Below are 20,416 nucleotides of genomic sequence, written 5' to 3' on the forward strand. Positions count from 1 at the left end.
ATACTTAAAATCCGCTACATTTTAAGGACAAATCCAGCCTTCAAGGGTAAATAAAACCGTGACAATCATCAAAAGTAAAGGCTACGTCACCCACTACCCGCTGCAGGCCATTGATGAAGAGCTGGCATACAAGCTGCTGATGTCTCCGACCACACTTGATAGACACAATAGTAATGCTCTGCAGCTTTTCGACTGTCACTGTCACTGCTTGGGCGAGTACCTCAGCCTGACCAACCTTGATGGTGAAAAACTCACGTGGCTGGTCGAAAGCTTTCTTGGAAGCCTTCACGTTGGCGACATAGCTGTGCTTGAAGAGTACATAGTTCGTCAACGATCAATTGCTGTTACTGAGATGATTTCTGGTCTGGTCGACCTTGTTCCAGGCCTGCAGCCAGTGATCTGGTCTCGTGCCCGGCTGCCTCACTTTGAACAGACATGGCAAGAGAGCAAGCACAAGCTAGACCCGGAGATCGTCTCCTTCTGGAGTGGGTGGAAGGTCAAGGCCAAGAAAGGAAAATCGGTTTATCTCAAGCTAGTTGCGATGTATCACTCGCACGGCCCTGAGTTCACCAAAGCTTTCCATGAAGCGATCAGACGCGACTCTTTGAAGCGCGCCAAAGTGGCGAGCGGGATGATCAATAAGCTCGCCAAATACATATCTGAGCAAAGCTTTCGTTTCCCTCCGGCAGCTTTCCAGTCACCGGAGATGATGGAAGACTTTTTCGAGCACTATTTCTGGCACTACCAGAACATTGAGTACGAGCGCAACGAAGACCCAGAACTCAATGCTCGCACTTTCAGAACTATGCGAAACCTGATCATAAGATGCTTCCTCAAAACCGATGTTTGGTCGGCTGACGAAGACGCAATAGTTTTGCCTGCAGGGAAGAGTAAGGCTGGCTCCGAGCTCAACATCAAGAAGAACAAGCATGGCATTGAGATCAAAGACAAACTTCTGACAGAAGTACCCGTGCATGTCACGGACATCCAGGCAATCGACCTCCTTTATGGAGAGATTACCAGTGATCTGTCGTGCATCGAAAAATGGGGGCTATCAGAGGCGTTGGCAATTCGCAAAGCGCAACGAATTCGAGTCAGAGAAGCTGGGGACGGCATGCTTCTGGAGCGTGTTGTCCGCAACCCCCAAAATCGCCTTAACTTCGAAAAGCTAGGCTTCGCAAATATTTGTCGCACCTTCGAAGACGAAGGCATGTGCACAACGAATGATGCGCGTCGTCGTTACGGAATAAGGCTTCCGGCGCTAGCACTAAAACTTGGCCTACCCACAACCTACAGCTTACTGCCGTTTCAGTGCTTACTCACTCTATACCACCCGGAAATTACCACTACCTTCATGGACGACTTGGTGATTTGGGACGGCCCAAAAAGGGTTTCGTTCTTGAAGACTGACAAGGGCTATGAACTTATTGGATTTAAGGATAGGCGCGGGAGTAAGAACTCCGAACAGAAAATCCTGCTGCACCCCAAGGCTGCTGCGCTCGTTCGTATGGTAGAAGAGATCACGGAGCCACTTCGCCAATACCTTAAAAAGCAAGGCGATCCGACTTGGCAAAAACTTTTTTTAACGTGCGGAAGAAGCTTCAACTATCCGAAAACTGCTGACAGCAACATTCTAAATCGAACGGCAGTCGATAAGAACGCTTTTAGGCGCGAAGTTTTCATTGCGCGGCTATCGCCCCACACCGTGAAAAGAGGCGACGACTTGGTGGACTTTATCAAGAAGCTCTCGATAACCAGGGTTCGCGCTCAGTCAGCCGTGGCTGATTACATTCAAAATCATAGCCTGCCAAGACTTGCCAGAAAGCTTGGTCACGCCCACATGAACAGAGACCTGTTGGATTCCTACCTGCCCACCGCGATCTATGACTTCTTCGCGACCAGGTATGTGCGTATTTTCCAGAAGGGAATCATCTGCGAAGCCATGAAAGACAGTAAATACCTACTTCGTGCTTCCAAGTTTGACGATTTCGACCAAATGCACGAGTTTTTGAGCCGGTACACACTCAAGGAGGTTCCGGAGAACCTCAAAACCAGGGAAGAAAATCGCTTGGCCAATGGTGAGATTGTAGAGGTGGGTGTCTCCGTGTCTGCTGAAAGCATGACCGCGCTGATGTCCATCAGAAAAGCCATCAATCTCAGCAAGACGCCACACGCTGTTCGAGGGCTGGCCAAATACTGGGCTGCGGTTTGCGATACGGTCGAGAAGTACATCCTCAAAAGTCGCGACAAACTCCTGCACGCTCATTTGGAAATCGCCTCCAAAAATTGCAACCCCAGCGCCTACGAGAGCATGATCCATGCAGTATCCTGAACACCTCGCTCATTTCGCCAGCCTGTTCAAGAAACGCGACATATCACACTTCATGTCGGCTCCGTGGCTTGTCTCAAGCTTCAGGGATCCTGTGTGGAAATACAATTTTGGTTTCAAGACCGACCAAGACCTGGATTGGAGTGTTCACCTGTATGACGGTTCGTTATTAACGGATCCACAGCACGTCAAATTACTCAACTCGTTGCAATGCTGGCTGATAGCAGCGACTCAAAATTCAGCTGGGCCAGGCTTCACCAATAGCTGGGCCTCACAGGCGGCATCTTTTCGACGAACGCTCACGCTCATTGACCATATCCTTCAAGGCGCCGAAGCCTTGGAGCTGGTCGAGCATGGCCTGAGCGCGCTTACCTATGACGTGATGTGTGACATCATCGAGCAGGTCGGGACTAGTAGCTACGTCGCTGTGAGTACCTACGATTGGAACAATCGTCTCGCGAACTACTGCATTTCGCTTCTGGAGGAAACTAGCCCAGCGGCCATTGATAAATGCCTGGAGGATTACCCTTCCATCTCCGACATAACACCTCTTCAGCTCGAAGAGAACGTGCTTGATATCCCTCTGGAGCTGATCCCGCGTGTAAGAGCCGCGCTTTATATCAACAAGATGTACCACACCCATCCAAATGGTGGAGTGAACGTCAACTCAGTATGGGTCAGTGCACAACTATACAACGATACTTTAGCTGGAAAAAGGCGACTCAAGCCCCTGCATAGCATATTAGGTTTCATTTGGCGTAATGATCGCTTTATTCGTGAGGTCGATGGCGCCCCGGTCACCAACGGCAACCCAGACCGCATGACCAAGCGAGACTTGGTCTTGTACCGCACCGCCTTTACCATCTTACAAAAGATCTCTGCCCTAGATTTTCCACTCCCTACCCCAGAAGATCTTAGAGAGATTGCAACCTATAAAGTAACAGGGGCGGCGATGGGCCGTTTTAAAAATGTCCCAACCCCAATCATTTTCAAGGCGATCAAAGATGGCATTGAGTTCCACTTTGAATACGGCCCGCAGCTTCTTGAAAGCTATGTGAACATCGCCAAATATTCCGTGAAACACAAGGTCAACATCACAGGCATCCCAGACACAACTATCCTCTCGCTACTCGAACCCTCCATCGCTAAACTTGGCGTCCAGTACCTAGGAATTTCTACTCGCTCCAACGGAAGGGATCCTGGTACTGAACTAAAAGAAAGCAAGGAACTGTATTTCAGCAAGCTACGGGGCAATGTAGGGCTACTGGAACTCATCGCGGTCTATTACGGATCTATCCAGTTGTTGGTAGGAGCAACGATGGCGAAACGGGGTTGTGAACTACGCGGCCTCGATCCTGCCAACTGTCTCAGCGCGGACAAAAAGTGGCTGATCGCCCCTATCGCCAAGTCTAGTCGGGGTCTAAAAGGTCGCAGGGCTCGAAACGCCCGCCCCATTGATCCCCTAGCGGCGGAAATGGTTCAGACGCTCATTGACTTCCAGACAGAGCTGATCAGCATCGGCTTCATCGATCAGCACCTTCCCTTGTTTTCGTCCCCAGGCATCATAGGCACAAGTTCTTTGACGCCTTGCGACGTTTACCTCTACTACAAAAATATTGATCTGTTTTGTGATTACTTTGAGGTCGAGCGCGACAGTTTGGGGCGTCGCTACTACATCCGCCAACACCAACTGAGGCGGTTCTTTGCCTTAATCTTCCTCCATTGTGGGTACGGGGCAAGCGTAGGCATCCTGCAGTGGATGTTCGGGCACACTGACCCGGCGCACATCTGGAATTACATTACGGAGGAGCTGCCAGGCAAGGAGCTTCAAAACACCTTGTCGCAAGCCCTCAGCGAGCGTATCGCCTCTGGCGGCGCCACGTACTATACTGATGTGGTTGATCTGATTGAGGCTAAATTCGGCACCCGAAACGTGTCATTAATGGATGCAGAACAGCTCGCAGAATACTTTGACTTTCTTATGGAAAGCGACCAAATGACCATGGAGCCAGTTTTCCTGGAGAGTGATAACGGTTTACGGGTTGACATACTTGTTGTTGTGAGGAAACAAGATGAAATGGGATGAGGGAAAAACCATTCAAGCCGCCTCGATTGAGAACACGAGAAAGTTATTACTAGCGATAATCGCGACGCCTTACAAGTACCTCAAAAGTGCCGTTATAAGGGACTCCCTTATTAGCCAGGCATCTCTGGCGAAGCTCGCTTTGGAAACGATCGTTGAGGGAGAGACGCTACATATATCACCCATAAGTTTAAACACATTTAAGCAAAGAAGCGAAGAGCGAATACCGGGTGGATTCCTTGCAATAGATCGCCTACGTAAAAATGCTGCGTCGGTTATCAACAAGGAGGAAAAAAAAACACCCACGAAAAACAATAGAACTAGAGAGGCGATACTGGCGCAATTGGCGGAGCTTAATCTCAGCCTTGATGTACAGAAGCGCTCAAACTTGATACTCCTGCAAACCTTATCGGATGTCCGCAGTAAGCTGGATGGCGTAGTCAGCGCACAAGATGAAGTGACGCGCAAGATTCGCGCTGCGGAAATATTAAAGCGTATCACTGCAATAACCAGTCTAAACCCTGAAATGTATCAAATCCCGCCTATACAGAAGGCATCGGTCGTATCTATCACGGCCAAGGGTAAGAAAAATGAATGAAGAATTTCTGGTGGAAACGCTAGATCATGTAGATCTGTTCCAGAGATTTTCCGGAGGTAAGACGCGCAAGCATGCCTTCTACAAATTCCCATACATAAAGTGGCCAAATAACGAGCCATGCCATATCGCCAATCTCTATTTGCTAAAACTATCCAAGAAGCATGAGCAAATTTCTGCTGATGGTCGAAGGCAGGACAGCAAGGGTGGAACGATTGGCCAGTACGCGAGCAACATTAGCCAGCTGATAAGACGCTGCTGGCATTACAGGGTCGACCCTTATCACATAACCGACAAGTTTTTTGAAGATTTCATCATTGAGCTAATTGAAGAGCCCAACCCTAGAAAACCTGATAAACCAAAAAGAGCAGACAGAACCACCATCAACATAGGTAGAGAGTGCTTAAAGTTCCTAGCTTGGATTGGCGAATTTTATGGCGACCTCAACTTCGTATCACCAAAAGGCACCATCAAGTTAACCACCGAAGAAGTAATTCGCACCTTCAACAATCAACACAAAGTAACAACTACGATCTCGCACCACTCTTTCCCCCTACCTTTCCGCGAGCACACACGAAGCCCAATTTCTGAGCATAACATTGACAAGATGGTGCAGGCGGTAAATGATAGCGGCAAGTCCGAGTTCCTCAAAGCGCGACACCTTGCACTGCTCACACTTCTTCAGCATACAGGCGCTCGGCGATCGGAAATCGCATCCCTGACAACATCGTCACTGCGTGATGCCCTGCTGATGAAGTATCCAATGCTAAAGCTGGTAACGCTTAAGCGCGGCGAAGCATTTGTCCGTGAAGTTCCGGTGAATGCGATTGCATTGAATGAGGTCAAAAAATACTTAGCCGCAAGACAGAAGTTGATCAAAGCACACCCAGAAAACCAAAACGACTACTTGCTCATATCTGAAATAACAGCAAAACCGATCGCACCTGAGACTATAACGTCGATAGTCTCGAAGATCAGAGAATCGGCTGGAATTGAAGAGCAAGCATGCGCGCATATGTTCCGCCATGCCTTTATCACGAACTTGTTCAGATTGCTCGTCGAACGACACAAGTATGAAAGCAAGGATGAGTTCCAAGCAGCACTTATCAGCGACAAGGAATTCTTACGCAAAGTTAGGGAGTGGACAGGCCACAAGAGCATTGAGTCTCTCAGAGACTATCTAACAAAGGTATTCGAAGGAGATAAGAGCATAGGTGATGCGGCTGAAAGCGTGCACAAGACTAATACGTTAACGCTTTATCAGAAGAACTCCGATGCTCTTTACAACGAATTCAAGCTCAAAAAAATAACTCCAGATGAGTTTATGCGACGGAGTGACGAGTTGATGGCGCTGCGGGATCTCGAGCTTTCTAGGTATGACGGCCAGCCTAAGTCTCTTTAACGCCTGGCGGTGATGACGACCGTCCACTGCTACACGCAGGACAGTGCCCCCCGTAGTGCCCCCCATCTGGGTACATAACGGGGCAAAAGGAACTTAATGTTCCGTATCGGGGGCATTACGCCATACGCTTCGGGCTTCCATTCTCAAGCCTCTGGCCCATCGTGGGCCGGCGCGCTCCGCTTGCGCTTTTGGCCACAAGTTGCAGGATGGTATCGGGAACAATTATGTCGAGGTGCTCATCGGTTGCGCCAACTGATAATCCCTGTCCTGTCCACACGGATGCCGCTCTACCTAAAGTGCATTGCCACCTATGAGTTTTTATTAGGGTGTGCGATAAATGCGGCACAGCGCCTGGGCACTATATCGATAGCAATTGCAATCACCGAGCTTGGAGAGTGTCTAGAAAAGCCGGGGCGATTCAATATACCTTCGAGACCTTCGCGTTATTCGGTTTCGATGGCATCTTGCTTCCCCCACGCTTCTTGATTCGCCTAGGAGCAGCAACCGGAGCGCGTCCCAGCAGCGGGTTCGAACAAGGACTCTACAATCGTGCAATCTGGGGAGTTTGAACCCAAGCAAATTGACTCACACGTGCCTGCCATTGAGAGCAGCTCTATCCGGATTTGCTGGAGCTTAGCTACCTTCGACTCTACTTCTGCTAGGTGCTTCTTGACCACCGACAGCGCGTCAGCGCACGGACGATCAGCATCTGCTGCGAGCGCGATGAGTTCTCGGATATCGTCGAGGGGAAAGCCTAACTCACGATTCTGACGGATGAAGACGAGTCTTGAACGATGCTTCTCTGTGTAGATTCGGTGCCTGCCGGTCGACCGCAGCGCCGGAGGTAAAAGGCCTATTTTCTCGTAATAGCGAATAGTTTCAATGTGGCAACCCGTTGATTTAGACAACGCCCCGATTCCTGACATGCGAATTCCCCAAGCATTTTCTTGAACCTGTAGTAGCTACAGATATTACCCTGCTCAATCGAAAATTGATTTCACGCGTTTTAAGGGCATTTTGTGGACAGAGAACAGCTAGAGAAGAACCAGATTCCCGTCTACTTCGTCGCGGTCATTGTCGCTGCTATCGGAGGTCTGCTCGCACCTAATGCTTCTCAAGCGTTAGGTGCGTTGGTGACGCCAGCCATCGCTGTGCTGATGTACACCATGTTTCTACAGATCCCATTCCTGGATCTCCGTGAAGGGCTTGCAAACAAGCGTTTCATGACGGCGCTGCTGACAGCCAACTTCGTCGCCATCCCCCTGTTGGTTTGGGCGTTGACCATGGGCCTAACGGGTCACCCAGCGATTTTGGTGGGTGCACTGTTGGTCTTGCTGACGCCTTGTATCGACTATGTGGTGGTGTTTACCCATATCGGTAAGGGCGACTCCAAACTGACTCTGGCGGCAACGCCGTTACTACTCTTGCTTCAGCTTGTGCTACTGCCCCTGTATCTGGCCTTCATGCTGGGTAATGACTCGGGGGTGGTTATATCGGTGGGCCCATTTGTTGAGGCTTTCGTAGTGCTGATTGCTTTGCCCTTGGTATTGGCGGTAGCAACAGCTGCCGGTACAAAAAGGTCACGCGTCGTTGAGGGTTGGAACAACGCTTGGGCTTGGATGCCTGTACCGGCTATGGCAGCGGTATTGGTCGCAGTGATCGGATCTCAGATTTCAGCGGTGGTCAGAGACATGGACAAGCTGCTGCCCGTCATTCCTGTCTACATTGGTTTCATGCTCTTGGCACCATTGGTTGGTGCGCTGGTTGCGCGAGCATTCAAATTGCCGGCCATCACTGCAAGATCAGTAGCTTTCAGTAGCTCGACACGCAATTCATTGGTGGTTCTGCCACTGGCATTGGCCTTGCCAGAGGAAATCAGAGGGCTCGCTGCGGCAGCAGTCATTACTCAAACGCTGATTGAGTTGGTCAGCGAACTAATTTACATCCGAGCAATTCCTGCTTTGGTGTGGCGCAAAATGTAGATGCCAGCGAAGACATAAGCCCAAAACACCCTGCGCGATTAAGCGGGCGCCCACCTATGCGGTAGCAGCTCGTTAATCTTACTCGCGCGCTGCGTCGGCAGGCTTATAAGAACATCTTTCAGGTAAGCATATGGATCGTGCCCGTTTAGGCAGCCCCGCAAGGTTTGATGCTTTCAGGGATCAGTCCGAAATAAAGCAGGTTGTGATAGAGAGCGATGAGCCAGCCCACAACTGCTAATGGCAGTGCATAGCGCCAAACACCGGCGTCCGATAAAAAGCAGGCGACGCCCAATACAAGGACGAGTGGAAACATGAAGGCTCGTTGAAACCAACAGAGCACACAGGGCAGTTGCCCCATGACTTCACCAACGAATAGCACGGCGATTGTTGATACCAGAGCGAGCAACCAAGCACAGAGCAGTAGTGCCCAAGCTCCGGATTGATGCTGTTTTAACGGTGCTTCCATAGGATTCAGTCCGCTTTCTTTTGAGCGCGCGCAGATTTGCTTATCACCTAAGGCGCGTAGAATGAAGGTTCTAGCAACTATAAGGTCAAGCGAAATGAGTCCGACCACATATACAGTCGGAGCCTTGGCGAAGGCGACCGATACCAAAGCGATAGCCATCCGCCATTACGAGCAGGTCGTCCTCCTGCCCTCCGCAGGTCGTTCAGCATCGGGCTATCGCTTCTACACCGACGAGGAGCGCGACCGTCTACTGTTTATACTCCGTAGCCGCGCACTGGGCTTCAGTCTTGACGATGTTCGAGAGTTACTAGGCTTTGCTGATACACGCGACGCTTCCTGCGCTGGGGTGGACGCAAAAGTCGAAGGGCAGTTAGAGCAGGTTCGAGTGCGCATCCGAGACCTGCAAGGTTTGGAGTCGGAATTGGAGCGCTTGATAGCTTGTTGCGAGGGTGGCGTGATCGAGCAATGCCGCATTATCGAGTCAATGTCCAATCGTCGTTAGGCGTGCTAGGCGTGCGGCTTGAAGCTCTCTCGCTATGCCTGCAAGATGCGCGTAATTTCCTTAGACTTACTAGGGCAGGTTTAAATCACCAACCGCAGTGCTTGCAGAGCTGCAACGTGCCCCCGGATAAAACAATGGGCACCGCTGCCGGCGTCAGCAACTTCTGAGGCTTGTATGCCAACCAACTTGGAGAGCTGAAGCGGGTTACCCATAGCATTACCTCACGCCGCTGGATCGCATCGATGAGATTCGATGGCTTATAGAACCCCACCTTATTTTCGGGAAAGTTTGGGCGTAGCAGTTCGATACTGTCGCTTACAAAATTGCAGCCGATGTACTCCTTCTCACCAATGGTGTGAAGTTTCCTTCCATGCCCTGGCTGACGCAGTAACGCTGTCCTACAAGGGTCAGGCCGCCCCCCTCGTTCTTGAGACCAAATCTGATCGTCGTGCTGTGTGAGGTAAGCTGCTCATTGATGATTCAGGCGACGGCGAGATGGCTGCGTGGGCAGGGGCGCATGTCCTGACCGACAATCCCGGAGCGATGATGTATCCGTCCACCATGTTCCGCATAAACAATGTCACTGAACAACTGAATCAAAACCGAGGATAGGACAAGCTCTCCGCGCTCATGGTCGCGGAGGAAGAGCGGACTGACAAGCGCTTCCTGCGCAAAAGCCCAATCATCCGACTTAAAATTCATGGCATCTAGTGGTTGCCGATTTTGGTTTCGACGACTTCGTATGTGTTCGGATTTTTTTTGGATCTTCACTTGACGCGGCTTACAGCTGGGCCAGCCGTAAGGAAAAACTACGATAAGTTTCAGGTAAATCATTCATCCGACACTTCCTTGATTCCTTAATTAGTGCTGACTCCAAGGCTGGGAGTCTAAACTAATTTTATCCATGCTCTTATAGCTGGTCGAGCACCGCGCATCCGCACCTCTCACGTGCGAATTAAAGATTTCTGGTCGCTAAGTGAGCACGGTGTAGCAACTAGCATTGTAAAAACTCAGAGCCGCAAACGGCTGATCGCACGGCACGCGCGTCAACACTCCAAGAAAGCCGCCGAATATTACAAAATTGTAATTTCTCAATCATGCCCCTGTTATCTACAGATTGCAACGATACAACTCGGCGATGACATAGGAAGCGCGACCAGCTTCCTTCAAACAACAATTCCAGCCGAAGTGCTTTCTAGTTCTGCCGAACCGAAGGAGTGATTAATGATTAACAATACAAAGTTTTCGATAGCCGCTATGGCAATGGTTGTCAGCTCTGTGCCGTCAATGGTGATTGCGGAAGAAAAAAATGGCGGTTTTATAGAGGATAGTAGCCTTACCGTCCTTAACCGCAACTACTACTTCAATCGCGAACATCGTAACGGAGAGTCAAGCCCTACAGGCAATGGATATTCAGAAGCATGGGCAAACGCGATTATTACTAAATTCGAGTCTGGATTTACCCAGGGCACAATCGGTGTCGGAGTGGATGCGTTTGCTATGATTGGAATAAAACTCGACACGGGTGGCGGCCGTAATGGCGGCCGTAGTTCATTTGATGTCCTTCCAGTCAATAGCAACGGAGAGGCAAGGGACGAATACACAAAAGTGGGAGGTGCGGCAAAAATTCGCGCCTTTGACACCGTAGTAAAAGTCGGTGACGTATTCCCATCCACCCCAGTTGTGGCTGCTGGCGACTCAAGACTACTACCGGAAAGTTTCACTGGCGTCACAGCAACCAATACTAGCATTGAAGGCTTGACCGTTCAGGGCGGTCGCCTACATGCCATGAGCCAGCCAGTTTCGAGCAACATGCGCGACAACTTTGCGACCTTCTATGCCGGGCCTGTTAACTCGCCTTGGGCAGGCTACTTTGGTGGTGATTATAACTTAAACAAAAACGTCACCCTTAGTCTTTACTCCAGTCGCCTCAAGGACGTATGGAATCAATACTATGCTGGCACCGGAGTAAACTACTCATTATCAAATGAGCTTTCCGTATTCGGAGGCCTTAACTATTATAAGGCTGTCGATGAAGGAAAAAAATTACTTGGCGATTTCGACAATAACATATGGAGCGGTAAAGTAGGCGTGAAGTATGGTGCGCACACACTTGCACTATCCCATCAGCGAAATAATGGAAATAACGACTTCGATTACCTGCGTCAGTCGGACTCAATCTTTCTTGATAACTCAATTCAGTACAGTGATTTTAACTCACCTAAAGAACGCTCTTGGATGGTTCGCTACGACCTCGACATGACATCGTATGGTGTGCCTGGCTTGTCGTTTATGACGCGTTACGGTCGTGGCACTGATGCTGATTACTCTAACGCCAATACGACGTACATGAGACGCGATGCGGATGGAAACCCACTTACTGACCAGAAACGTTGGGAGCGTGACATCGAAGTAAAATATGTCGTTCAGACAGGTACCTTGAAAGATATGTCTTTCCGCCTACGGCAAGCTAATACTCGCGCAACCACATTTGAGTCGGATCTGGATGAGGTTCGTGTGATTATTGAGTATCCATTAGCTATTCTTTAAGATCTGCGCAGGATGAATCGTCCTAGACGAACATTCCGTTTTAGCTGGAAAATTTCAAAAATGTAATTTTTCAATCATCTTCCTGTTAGCTTAAGTCACCTATAGTAAACTGGAGTTCATAGATAGCAATCTGCTAGCGCATCTGGCTAGACTGCTACAGGTAATTAACACCCTTGCAAAAACCTGGAACTCACTGCTGTCAAGTTGAAGCTCCGCATCCACTTTTAGATTACTCATCTAAATACGATGTATTTTAAGACGCCCTTCGGGGCGTCTTTTTTATGCCTGCAGTAAACACCCCCCACATTTTATGTCTTATGACGCACTTCAAAAATATGACCCCCTATGCCAAGAGCGTAGAGGCTAACCACCTTTACGGCATTTTCCTGCCACTGTGTATCTGACTGTATTCAGTACTCCTTCAGAGTCTTCGTATGTCATAGCTGCGGGCATCACCCCGCACCCTTCCGCTGGTCGCACCATGCTAACTACATTCACAACATCTAATTTCATTCCGTATTTATATTGCTTAGCTACGGGAATTTTTTTTCCATGCCTAATCGCATACTGCTCCATAGCTACGGAGTTGGCACTCATTCTTTTTTCAAAAACCTTGTCACTATCTTTAGCAAATACGTTTGAAGAGATCGCAGCGACCACAATAAAAATAACATAATTAATAGTCTTCACTTTTTGCACCTCACATGTCAATAAAAACCCCGCAACCGGAATCGGGGCGGGGCTTATGTGTAGCACCACTACATTTACTTACTAATCGGGCCCTTATCACCGCCTGACATTTTCGGAGGAGTTTTTTTCAGCTCTTTGGCTAAAAACTTCTCCATAGCCTGCTCGGTAGCTTGAGTAGCTCTAGCAATAGTCCGGTCTCCACCACCCTCAGCCAATGCAGTGGAAGAAAGAATCAATGCTCCTACAAGAGCGTAAATTTGTGCGATTTTCATTTCGACACCTCATATTAAATACTGGTATTAGAGTATCAATACGAAGCTATCAATACGGTGGCACTAAGATTACATATCCGTCATCATTGATATAAATAGCCCGCTAATGAGGATCAGCAGCGGGCTTTAAAAACAAACTGCTATACTATTTCTTGTTTTTCGCTGTCTGCCTCTTCATCTTTACGGTGTGCCCAGTGATATAACGCAGGAAGTATCAGTAGGGTCAACACAGTTGAGGACAGTATTCCGCCGATCACAACGGTAGCTAGGGGCCGCTGGACTTCCGCGCCTGTTCCAGTAGCTAGAGCCATGGGGATAAAGCCAAGGGATGCCACCAAAGCTGTCATTAATACTGGGCGCAACCGCGTCAGCGCTCCTTCATTGATCGCAGAACTCAACGAATGTCCCTCTTCTCGAAGGTTGCGGATAAAAGCAATCATCACCAGACCGTTCAGCACTGCCACACCCGACAATGCAATGAAACCAACACCCGCCGAGATCGACAGCGGGATATCACGTAGCCACAAAGCCATAACACCACCCGTCAATGCGAATGGAATCCCGGTGAATACCAGCATGCCGTCTTTGAGATTGTTAAACATCATGAACAGCAGGGTGAATACCAAGAGCAGAGCCACAGGGACAACTATCTGCAAGCGTTTGGCAGCTGATTGAAGTTGTTCAAACTGCCCACCCCAGGTAGCCCAATAACCGGCCGGAATCTCTACCTGTTGATCAATGGCGATGCTAGCCTCCTTAACGAATGATCCGATATCCCGTCCACGTACATTCGCGCTGACAATGACCAGACGCTTACCGTTCTCACGACTGATCTGATTCGGGCCAAGTACAAGATCGAGGGTCGCCACTTCTGAAAGGGCAATAAAACCGATCTGATCGGCATTGCCATTGAGCAGCGCCGGGACTGGAATCAGCAGTGTGGACAACCCCTCAACGTCCTTACGCATGGCGTCGGATAAACGCACCACTATGTCGAAGCGGCGATCTCCCTCATACATCGTCCCGGCCTGGCGGCCACCGACAGCCACCGCAATGGTGTCTTGAACGTCTCCAACGTTCAGACCGTAACGTGCGGCTTTGTCGCGGTCTATGTTTATGGTCAGTACAGGTAGCCCCGTTGTCTGTTCGACTTTAACCTCGGAGGCGCCATCGACCCCCTGCATTGACGCGGCAATTTTCGCAGCGGTACTGTTAAGCACTGCCATGTCATCACCGAAGACCTTGACCGCCACATCACTTCGCACGCCTGAAATCAACTCGTTGAAACGTAGTTGGATAGGCTGGGAAAGCTCATAGTTGCTACCGGGCATAGCAGCCGCTGCTTTCTGGATCTCTTCTGTCAACGTCTCCCGGGACTTGCTTGGATCAGGCCATTGATCCTTCGGCTTGAGCATCACATAACTATCAGAGATGTTCGGCGGCATTGGATCGGAAGCAATCTCTGCAGTACCGGTTCGAGCAAACATCCGTTCGACTTCAGGCACTTTTTCCAGCACAAGCTTTTCCAGGCGCTGCTGCATTTCCACCGATTGCGTCAGACTTGTACCGGGTACTCGTAATGCTTGCAGTGCAAAATCGCCTTCGCTGAGACTAGGTACAAACTCACTGCCCATTCGACTGGCGACCACGCCACTCGCAGCGATGACACCTAATGCCATGGCAAATGCCAGCGATCGATGACTCATGACCCAATCCAGCGCGGGGGCATAAGCCCGTCGCGCTCCTCGCATTATCACGTTCTCTTCTTCCTTGACTTTGCCCGTCACGAACATGGCAATTGCCGCAGGAACAAAGGTTACGGACAGCAGCATAGCGCCTAGCAAGGCGATCACGACGGTGAACGCCATGGGGTGGAACATTTTCCCTTCGACACCGGTCAGGGCAAAAATAGGTAGATAAACGACCATGATGATCAACTGCCCGAAAATCAGTGGTCGACGGGCTTCTTTGGCTGCTGCAAACACTTCGTGAAAGCGCTCGGAGCGAGTGAGGAGGCGCCCGTGATGGTGCTGCGCATTGGCGAGGCGCCGTATAGCATTTTCGACAATAACCACTGCACCGTCGACGATAATACCGAAGTCCAGAGCCCCCAGGCTCATCAGGTTGGCGCTGACTTTGTTGGTGAACATACCTGTGAAGGTAAAGAGCATGGCTAGAGGAATGACCATGGCAGTGATCAGTGCTGCGCGAATATTGCCTAGGAATAGGAACAAAATCGCGATTACTAGGATTGCACCTTCAATCAGATTCTTCTTGACCGTGGCAATAGCCTTGTCTACCAAGTTAGTACGGTCGTAAACAGTGATCGCAACCACCCCTTTAGGCAGTGAACGGTTGATTTGCTCTAGCTTGACTGCAACGGCCTGAGAGACGGTACGGCTGTTCTCGCCTATCAGCATGAACACCGTGCCGAGTACCACTTCACGACCGTTTTCGGTCGCCGCACCGGTACGCATTTCACGCCCAATATCCACGGTCGCCACATTTTTAATACGTATAGGGGTGCCATCGACGTTGGCGATCACGATATTGGCGATGTCGTCGGTGGTCGCCACTTGGCCAGGGGCACGAATCAGTAGTTGTTCGCCACTGCGCTCAATGTAGCCGGCTCCTACGTTAGCATTGTTGCTTTCCAGCGCGGTCACAATGTCTGTCAGGGTCAGCTTGTAAGCGGCCAAGCGTTTTGGATCCGGAGCAATCTGGTATTCCTTGGCGAATCCGCCAATGGTGTTAATTTCGGCGACCCCAGGAACGTTGCGCAGCTGAGGTTTAATAATCCAATCTTGGATTACCCTCAGGTCGGTCGGCGTATAGGGACTACCATCCTCTTTTACGGCGTCTTCTTGGGCCTCGACAGTCCACAGAAAAATCTCACCCAAACCGGTAGAAATCGGCCCCATGACAGCTTCCACGCCTTCGGGCAATTGTTCCTTTGCCATCTGCAATCGTTCATTGACCAATTGCCGGGCGAAGAATAGGTCGGTGCCTTCCTTGAAAATCACCGTAACTTGTGAAAGCCCCGAGCGTGAGAGTGAACGCGTCTGCTCAAGTGCCGGCAGACCTGCCATGGCGGTTTCAATAGGGAAAGTGATGCGCTGCTCAGTCTCCAGTGGCGAGAAACCTGCGGCACCAGTATTGATTTGCACCTGGACGTTGGTGATGTCGGGCACGGCGTCGATCGGCAGCTTCTGGTAGCTAGCAATGCCGAGTCCGGCCATGAGGAGAACCGCGAGCAGGACGATTATGCGTTGCTCGATGGCAAATTGGATTAGGCGTTCGAACATGAGAACCTTCTCGTGGAAGTGGCGGATCAGTGGGCGTGTTCAGCCGAGGCTTTACCCAGTTCTGATTTCAGAATGAAGCTGCCGGCAGCAGCGACTTGAGCTCCGGGCTCCAGGCCCTCTGTGATCTCAGCCAGACCTGCTGCACGACTACCTATTACTACTGCTTGCGCCTTAAACCCGTCATCAGTTCGAACGAAAACTGTTGGCCTATCCTCGACCGTCTGGATTGCTGCTTCTGGTACTGCGACTTTCGCCAGCCGGGTATCGGTATCAACCAGTACGGTTACGAACAGCCCGGGACGCCAAGCCCCTTGCGGATTCGCTATGGACACACGGACAGTGGCGGTACGAGTCTGCTCACCCAGTAAACTCCCAACGTAGGCCACGGCACCCGTAACTTCCGCATTCAACTCAGCGGCACTAACCGTGACAGACTTGCCCACCAGGACTTTGCTCAAATCCTTAGGGGAAACGCCAAAAGTCACCCAAACATGCGACAAGTCCGAGAGCGTAAAAGCATTGCTGGTTTCACTGACAACCTCACCAAGGCCCAAGTGCTTTTCGACCACAACGCCATCGAACGGTGCACGCAGCTCATACCGGTTGCCACCACTGATCACCGAGCTGCCACTAAGTACGCTGATTTTTTGTCGGGCATTACTGACAGCGATTTCGGCCTCTTGCAGAGCCTGACGGGCTTGAAGGAAATCCTGTTCGGCAGAGATTTTGTCCTGCCATAACTGGCGTTCACGCTCGTAGGTAGTGCGCGCCAACTCTAGACGACGTTGCGCTGCGGCTTGCTCACTGCGCTGATCAGAAATTTGTTGACTGGCAATCACGGCTAGTAGCTGACCTTTTTTCACTGTTTGGCCAAGATTGACATGTACCGACTCGACGACACCAGGAACCCGGGGTACCACATGCGCAGTACGGTCTTCATCGAAACGGACTTCTCCAGGAAACGGCAATGAGAGGCTGATGCTCTGTTCCTTAGCTTCGATTAACTGAATGCCGGCAGATCTGATCTGATCGTCGCTCAGAGTCAGGTGACCTTCTTCTGCTTCCCCTTCTTCATGCCCGCCATCAACTGACTCCTTGGCCGCACCCTCGTTGCTGTGATCAGCATCGTGGCCCTGCTCTTCTTGCGTCTGTACGCCGGTGGACGCTGTTGACGTGCTACCCATCCAGAGCGAACCAACACATATGCCCACCGTGAGGGTCAGTGCGGTGACAAGGATTTGTTTTTTATCCATGGGACTCCCTACGCAGCTCAGTGGGCAGTCACGGATTACCGTGGCACTGCGATGCTGAGTAGCGGTTAAAAAAGTGTTATATGAAATTCAAGGGGTATGAGTGAGCTTGTCGACATCACCGAAAATTCGCTCGATACGCACCCAGGCGTCTGTCGCCTCGGCAATGGCCTGGATGTACTGGCCGCGCGCGCTGATTAAGGTGCGCTGGGCATCTAGCACATCTAGGAAGTTGAATTTCCCCATTTCGAAACCACGGGTAGCGGTATCTACAGCACTTTGCGCGGCAGGCAGGATGGTTTGATTGAACGACGTGATTTCAGTGTTCGCTGTCTTCCACTGAGCTAGAGTGGTCTGAATTTCTGTGCGCAGGCGTAACTCGCTGGCATTGCGAAGGTCGCGGGCCTGATCAGTTCGGCGGGCGGCTGCCAACACATTGCCCTGATTACGATTGAATAATGGGATGGGCATCGACAGCCCTACGACATTCACGCGCTCACGCTCCCGTTCATCGTATTGGCTACCTAAACTTACGGTTAGGTCAGGAATGCGCTGGGCTTTCTCCAAGCCAAGTGAGGCTTCACGCTGGTCAATTTGCAGCTTTGCCAACCGTAACTCCGCAGTCTGACCGATGCGATTAAGGAGCAGCGAAGGTTCCGGTACAGTTGGCATTGGCTGACTTGAATCACTTACAGACGCAAACGCCGGCAAAGGCACACCAATGACTCGAGCGAGTTGTTGATAGGCATTTGCCTCCTCTCGCTCTGCCCGTTTCAGCTCTAGGCGTACCTCCGACAACTGGACTTCTGCTCGCGTACCTTCAACAGGCGATGACTTGCCACTACTGATGCGACCTTGAGCTACATTCAAGCCACGCTGTGCGAGCTCAAGTGATTGACGTGATAACAGCAACCTTTGCTGAGCCGTAGATGTGTTGTAAAACGCCTGAATGACATCGGCACGTAGAACATTACGCTTGCGCTCCAATTCAATCTCGGCTGCATCTTGCGCTCGACTTGCCACTTCGATCCTAGCGCCTCGCTTACCACCAAGCTCGATCGGCTGATTGATCATCACCGTCGTAGTGCGCGAATTACGCCGGGTATCCTCAGCCTCCCAAGACAACTCAGGATTGGGAATCAAGCTCGCCTGCTGCCGATCTCCCTGAGTGATACCAATTTCCCACTGTGCTGCCGCTAGGTCAGGGTTGTTGGCAAACGCCATTTGAAGCACTTGATCCATTGTCAGCGCCTGTGAAACCGAACCAGCGGAAAAAGCCGTGCCTGATAGTGCAAACGTGCAACTTAGGCCTATTACCAACAAGGATTTTATGGTACGCAAGGGGGTAACTAACTTTCTAAGCCAACGCAATTTTATACTTCCTTTAAAGCGAATTTTCTCAACGTGATAACTGTAGAGTTCTTCATCTATCAACAAGGTGACTGAAGAATTACAAATATGTTATCCAGCTCTACTGCTGTAGGTTTTGCTCTAATATAGGAGGTGTTAAAAAAGAAAAACTTAAGGCGGAAATATGATGAAACAAAAATTCAGCAATTATCTGCCGAAGCGCACTTGTCGAATTGGGGTATTCATATGAGCTCTCTATGGATATATAGCCTATGGATTATTTCCCGCGACAGATTGTCGCAACCCTAGCTTTGGCGCCTCAAAACCGCAGCTTTGGCTTGACCCTAAAGCAGCTACAGGCTTTAGAGTGAAGGCTGTCATCTCGTAAGTTATTCAAACCATATGAAGATTGAGAATCTTATAAAAAGACAATACCAATCAGAAAACCACAGTATACGTTTATTACTTTTCTGAACCCCTTTAACTCTAGTCATTAAGAAGGTGAAATGTTATGCGAATCCTTGTAGTTGAGGACGAGCTCAAAACTGCCGAATACTTACATCAGGGACTGACTGAAAGTGGCTACATTGTTGATCGTGCGATAAATGGCGCGGATGGACTACATCTGGCGCGCCAACATGTTTATGATTTGGTGATACTTGACGTTAATCTTCCCGAACTTGATGGCTGGGGTGTTCTTGAACGTCTACGACAAAGCAGTAATGCCCGGGTCATGATGTTGACGGCCCGAGGGCGCCTAGCGGACAAGATACGCGGACTAGATTTGGGTGCCGATGATTATCTGGTTAAACCGTTTGAGTTTCCTGAGTTACTTGCACGGGTACGAACCCTGATGCGACGCAGTGAGCACATACCTGTCCCGCAGGTACTAAAAGTAGCCGACCTGGAACTAGACCAAGGACGTCATCGTGCTTTTCGCGGTGAGCAGCGCATAGATCTAACAACCAAGGAGTTTGCGCTGTTGCACTTGCTGATGCGCCAGACTGGAGAAGTGCTTTCTCGCACCCAAATCATTTCACTGGTCTGGGATATGAATTTTGATTGCGACACTAACGTTGTCGAGGTTTCAATCCGTAGGCTGAGGGCCAAAATAGATGACCCCTTCGATAACAAGTTGATCCACACCCTTCGCGGTGTTGGTTACGTATTAGAGGCGCGAGTATGAAGCCGGTCAGCCTGTCAATGCGACTAGGTTTGACAGTAAGTATCTTGGGGGCGTTGTTGGTAGTTTTTTTGGCTGTCTTGGCCTTTTTTGCGCTGACGCATGAGCTGGATAAGTTGGCAAAAAACAGCCTGATCAATAAGATGGAGCAGGTTGAACATAGCCTCTCGCTATACGATGACACGGCCGACGTAAATTCAAAACCGCATTCGTTACTGGATCAAGTCATGGGACATGACAATCTGAATCTGACCATCTATGATCTGAAAAACCTCAGGACGCCCTTACTGAAATTTGGGCCTGGATTGTCGGATCCGCGGACTGAGTTGAAAGCTGCGACTGCTGCCGTTGACAAGGTTTGGCGGCCGCGAAAACTGAGTGCAACACCTGACCTTTCCGGTACGGTGCTGCCCCTATGTCCTATTCCGAACTCAGCGTTGAAGAGCGCGCGATCATT

The 20,416-nt window shown here is 50.2% G+C and carries 16 protein-coding genes and 2 pseudogenes; 9 read left to right on the forward strand and 9 right to left on the reverse strand.

Annotated features, from left to right (window positions below):
- The first annotated feature begins 58 nt into the window (after window positions 1–58).
- The 4 genes from ACZRMH_RS10755 to ACZRMH_RS10770 are packed head-to-tail and all read left to right on the forward strand — an operon-like array spanning window position 59 to window position 6,409.
- Complete coding sequence (locus tag ACZRMH_RS10755; protein WP_016779321.1) at window positions 59–2,332, forward strand: hypothetical protein; 2,274 nt, start codon at window positions 59–61, stop codon at window positions 2,330–2,332.
- Complete coding sequence (locus ACZRMH_RS10760; RefSeq protein ID WP_016779320.1) at window positions 2,319–4,415, forward strand: hypothetical protein; 2,097 nt, start codon at window positions 2,319–2,321, stop codon at window positions 4,413–4,415. Before ACZRMH_RS10755 ends, ACZRMH_RS10760 begins: the two co-directional genes overlap by 14 nt.
- Window positions 4,402–5,010 (forward strand): hypothetical protein, encoded by a 609-nt coding sequence (locus ACZRMH_RS10765; RefSeq protein WP_016779319.1) that lies wholly within the window; start codon window positions 4,402–4,404, stop codon window positions 5,008–5,010. The genes ACZRMH_RS10760 and ACZRMH_RS10765 overlap by 14 nt, the downstream gene beginning before the upstream one ends.
- Window positions 5,003–6,409 carry a tyrosine-type recombinase/integrase gene (locus ACZRMH_RS10770; RefSeq protein ID WP_095018412.1) on the forward strand — a complete coding sequence of 469 codons (1,407 nt, stop codon included), beginning with the start codon at window positions 5,003–5,005 and terminating at the stop codon, window positions 6,407–6,409. The genes ACZRMH_RS10765 and ACZRMH_RS10770 overlap by 8 nt, the downstream gene beginning before the upstream one ends.
- 491 nt (window positions 6,410–6,900) lie before the next feature.
- On the opposite strand, the gene ACZRMH_RS10775 is transcribed toward ACZRMH_RS10770, so the two are convergent.
- Complete coding sequence (locus ACZRMH_RS10775) at window positions 6,901–7,335, reverse strand: MerR family transcriptional regulator (protein WP_016779317.1); 435 nt, start codon at window positions 7,333–7,335, stop codon at window positions 6,901–6,903.
- Between the two features lie 93 nt (window positions 7,336–7,428).
- Here ACZRMH_RS10775 and ACZRMH_RS10780 point away from each other — a divergent pair, with 93 nt between their 5' ends.
- Complete coding sequence (locus ACZRMH_RS10780) at window positions 7,429–8,391, forward strand: arsenic resistance protein (RefSeq protein ID WP_016779316.1); 963 nt, start codon at window positions 7,429–7,431, stop codon at window positions 8,389–8,391.
- A gap of 38 nt (window positions 8,392–8,429) precedes the next feature.
- Here the strand turns inward: ACZRMH_RS10780 and ACZRMH_RS10785 are convergent.
- A pseudogene (locus ACZRMH_RS10785) lies at window positions 8,430–8,540 on the reverse strand (transposase domain-containing protein); the annotation flags it as partial.
- Window positions 8,541–8,542: 2 nt separating this feature from the next.
- Window positions 8,543–8,857, reverse strand: a pseudogene (locus tag ACZRMH_RS10790) (disulfide bond formation protein B); the annotation flags it as partial.
- Between the two features lie 94 nt (window positions 8,858–8,951).
- Here ACZRMH_RS10790 and ACZRMH_RS10795 point away from each other — a divergent pair.
- Window positions 8,952–9,359 (forward strand): MerR family transcriptional regulator, encoded by a 408-nt coding sequence (locus ACZRMH_RS10795; protein WP_029611214.1) that lies wholly within the window; start codon window positions 8,952–8,954, stop codon window positions 9,357–9,359.
- 480 nt (window positions 9,360–9,839) lie between these two features.
- On the opposite strand, the gene ACZRMH_RS10800 is transcribed toward ACZRMH_RS10795, so the two are convergent.
- Window positions 9,840–10,193 carry a hypothetical protein gene (locus ACZRMH_RS10800; RefSeq protein ID WP_016779313.1) on the reverse strand — a complete coding sequence of 118 codons (354 nt, stop codon included), beginning with the start codon at window positions 10,191–10,193 and terminating at the stop codon, window positions 9,840–9,842.
- Between the two features lie 390 nt (window positions 10,194–10,583).
- Between ACZRMH_RS10800 and ACZRMH_RS10805 the strand changes: the two genes are divergently transcribed.
- The gene (locus ACZRMH_RS10805; protein ID WP_016779312.1) at window positions 10,584–11,909 is read left to right on the forward strand and encodes an OprD family porin; all 1,326 of its coding nucleotides are present in this window, start codon (window positions 10,584–10,586) and stop codon (window positions 11,907–11,909) included.
- A gap of 363 nt (window positions 11,910–12,272) precedes the next feature.
- On the opposite strand, the gene ACZRMH_RS10810 is transcribed toward ACZRMH_RS10805, so the two are convergent.
- The 5 genes from ACZRMH_RS10810 to ACZRMH_RS10830 all read right to left on the reverse strand — a co-directional run bounded on the left by ACZRMH_RS10810 (window position 12,273) and on the right by ACZRMH_RS10830 (window position 18,740).
- Entirely contained in the window at window positions 12,273–12,599 is a 327-nt protein-coding gene (locus tag ACZRMH_RS10810) for a DUF2790 domain-containing protein (RefSeq protein WP_081481051.1), read from the reverse strand.
- 74 nt (window positions 12,600–12,673) lie between these two features.
- Window positions 12,674–12,871, reverse strand: a complete 198-nt coding sequence (locus ACZRMH_RS10815; protein WP_016779311.1) for a co-regulatory protein PtrA N-terminal domain-containing protein — start codon at window positions 12,869–12,871, stop codon at window positions 12,674–12,676.
- 140 nt (window positions 12,872–13,011) lie between these two features.
- A complete protein-coding gene (locus ACZRMH_RS10820) occupies window positions 13,012–16,176 on the reverse strand; it encodes a CusA/CzcA family heavy metal efflux RND transporter (RefSeq protein ID WP_016779310.1) in 3,165 nt (1,054 codons plus the stop codon).
- Window positions 16,177–16,202: 26 nt separating this feature from the next.
- Complete coding sequence (locus ACZRMH_RS10825; protein WP_003444054.1) at window positions 16,203–17,429, reverse strand: efflux RND transporter periplasmic adaptor subunit; 1,227 nt, start codon at window positions 17,427–17,429, stop codon at window positions 16,203–16,205.
- Between the two features lie 87 nt (window positions 17,430–17,516).
- Complete coding sequence (locus tag ACZRMH_RS10830) at window positions 17,517–18,740, reverse strand: TolC family protein (protein WP_228795938.1); 1,224 nt, start codon at window positions 18,738–18,740, stop codon at window positions 17,517–17,519.
- A gap of 547 nt (window positions 18,741–19,287) precedes the next feature.
- Between ACZRMH_RS10830 and ACZRMH_RS10835 the strand changes: the two genes are divergently transcribed.
- Together ACZRMH_RS10835 and ACZRMH_RS10840 are read left to right on the forward strand one after the other, a co-directional pair.
- Complete coding sequence (locus ACZRMH_RS10835) at window positions 19,288–19,962, forward strand: heavy metal response regulator transcription factor (protein WP_003444058.1); 675 nt, start codon at window positions 19,288–19,290, stop codon at window positions 19,960–19,962.
- A partial coding sequence (locus tag ACZRMH_RS10840) for a CHASE3 domain-containing protein (protein WP_464013426.1) occupies window positions 19,959–20,416 on the forward strand: 458 nt, incomplete at its 3' end. The genes ACZRMH_RS10835 and ACZRMH_RS10840, both read left to right, overlap by 4 nt.

It is taken from the genome of Pseudomonas sp. B414, from assembly GCF_055408445.1.

What these genes read in the sequence shown, in the direction of transcription:
- ACZRMH_RS10760 (WP_016779320.1), top strand. Translation starts at nt 2,319, where the DNA reads ATGCAGTATCCTGAACACCTCGCTCATTTCGCCAGCCTGTTCAAGAAA.
- ACZRMH_RS10765 (WP_016779319.1), top strand. Translation starts at nt 4,402, where the DNA reads ATGAAATGGGATGAGGGAAAAACCATTCAAGCCGCCTCGATTGAGAAC.
- ACZRMH_RS10770 (WP_095018412.1), top strand. Translation starts at nt 5,003, where the DNA reads ATGAATGAAGAATTTCTGGTGGAAACGCTAGATCATGTAGATCTGTTC.
- ACZRMH_RS10775 (WP_016779317.1), bottom strand. Translation starts at nt 7,335, where the DNA reads ATGTCAGGAATCGGGGCGTTGTCTAAATCAACGGGTTGCCACATTGAA.
- ACZRMH_RS10795 (WP_029611214.1), top strand. Translation starts at nt 8,952, where the DNA reads ATGAGTCCGACCACATATACAGTCGGAGCCTTGGCGAAGGCGACCGAT.
- ACZRMH_RS10800 (WP_016779313.1), bottom strand. Translation starts at nt 10,193, where the DNA reads ATGATTTACCTGAAACTTATCGTAGTTTTTCCTTACGGCTGGCCCAGC.
- ACZRMH_RS10805 (WP_016779312.1), top strand. Translation starts at nt 10,584, where the DNA reads ATGATTAACAATACAAAGTTTTCGATAGCCGCTATGGCAATGGTTGTC.
- ACZRMH_RS10815 (WP_016779311.1), bottom strand. Translation starts at nt 12,871, where the DNA reads ATGAAAATCGCACAAATTTACGCTCTTGTAGGAGCATTGATTCTTTCT.
- ACZRMH_RS10820 (WP_016779310.1), bottom strand. Translation starts at nt 16,176, where the DNA reads ATGTTCGAACGCCTAATCCAATTTGCCATCGAGCAACGCATAATCGTC.
- ACZRMH_RS10825 (WP_003444054.1), bottom strand. Translation starts at nt 17,429, where the DNA reads ATGGATAAAAAACAAATCCTTGTCACCGCACTGACCCTCACGGTGGGC.
- ACZRMH_RS10835 (WP_003444058.1), top strand. Translation starts at nt 19,288, where the DNA reads ATGCGAATCCTTGTAGTTGAGGACGAGCTCAAAACTGCCGAATACTTA.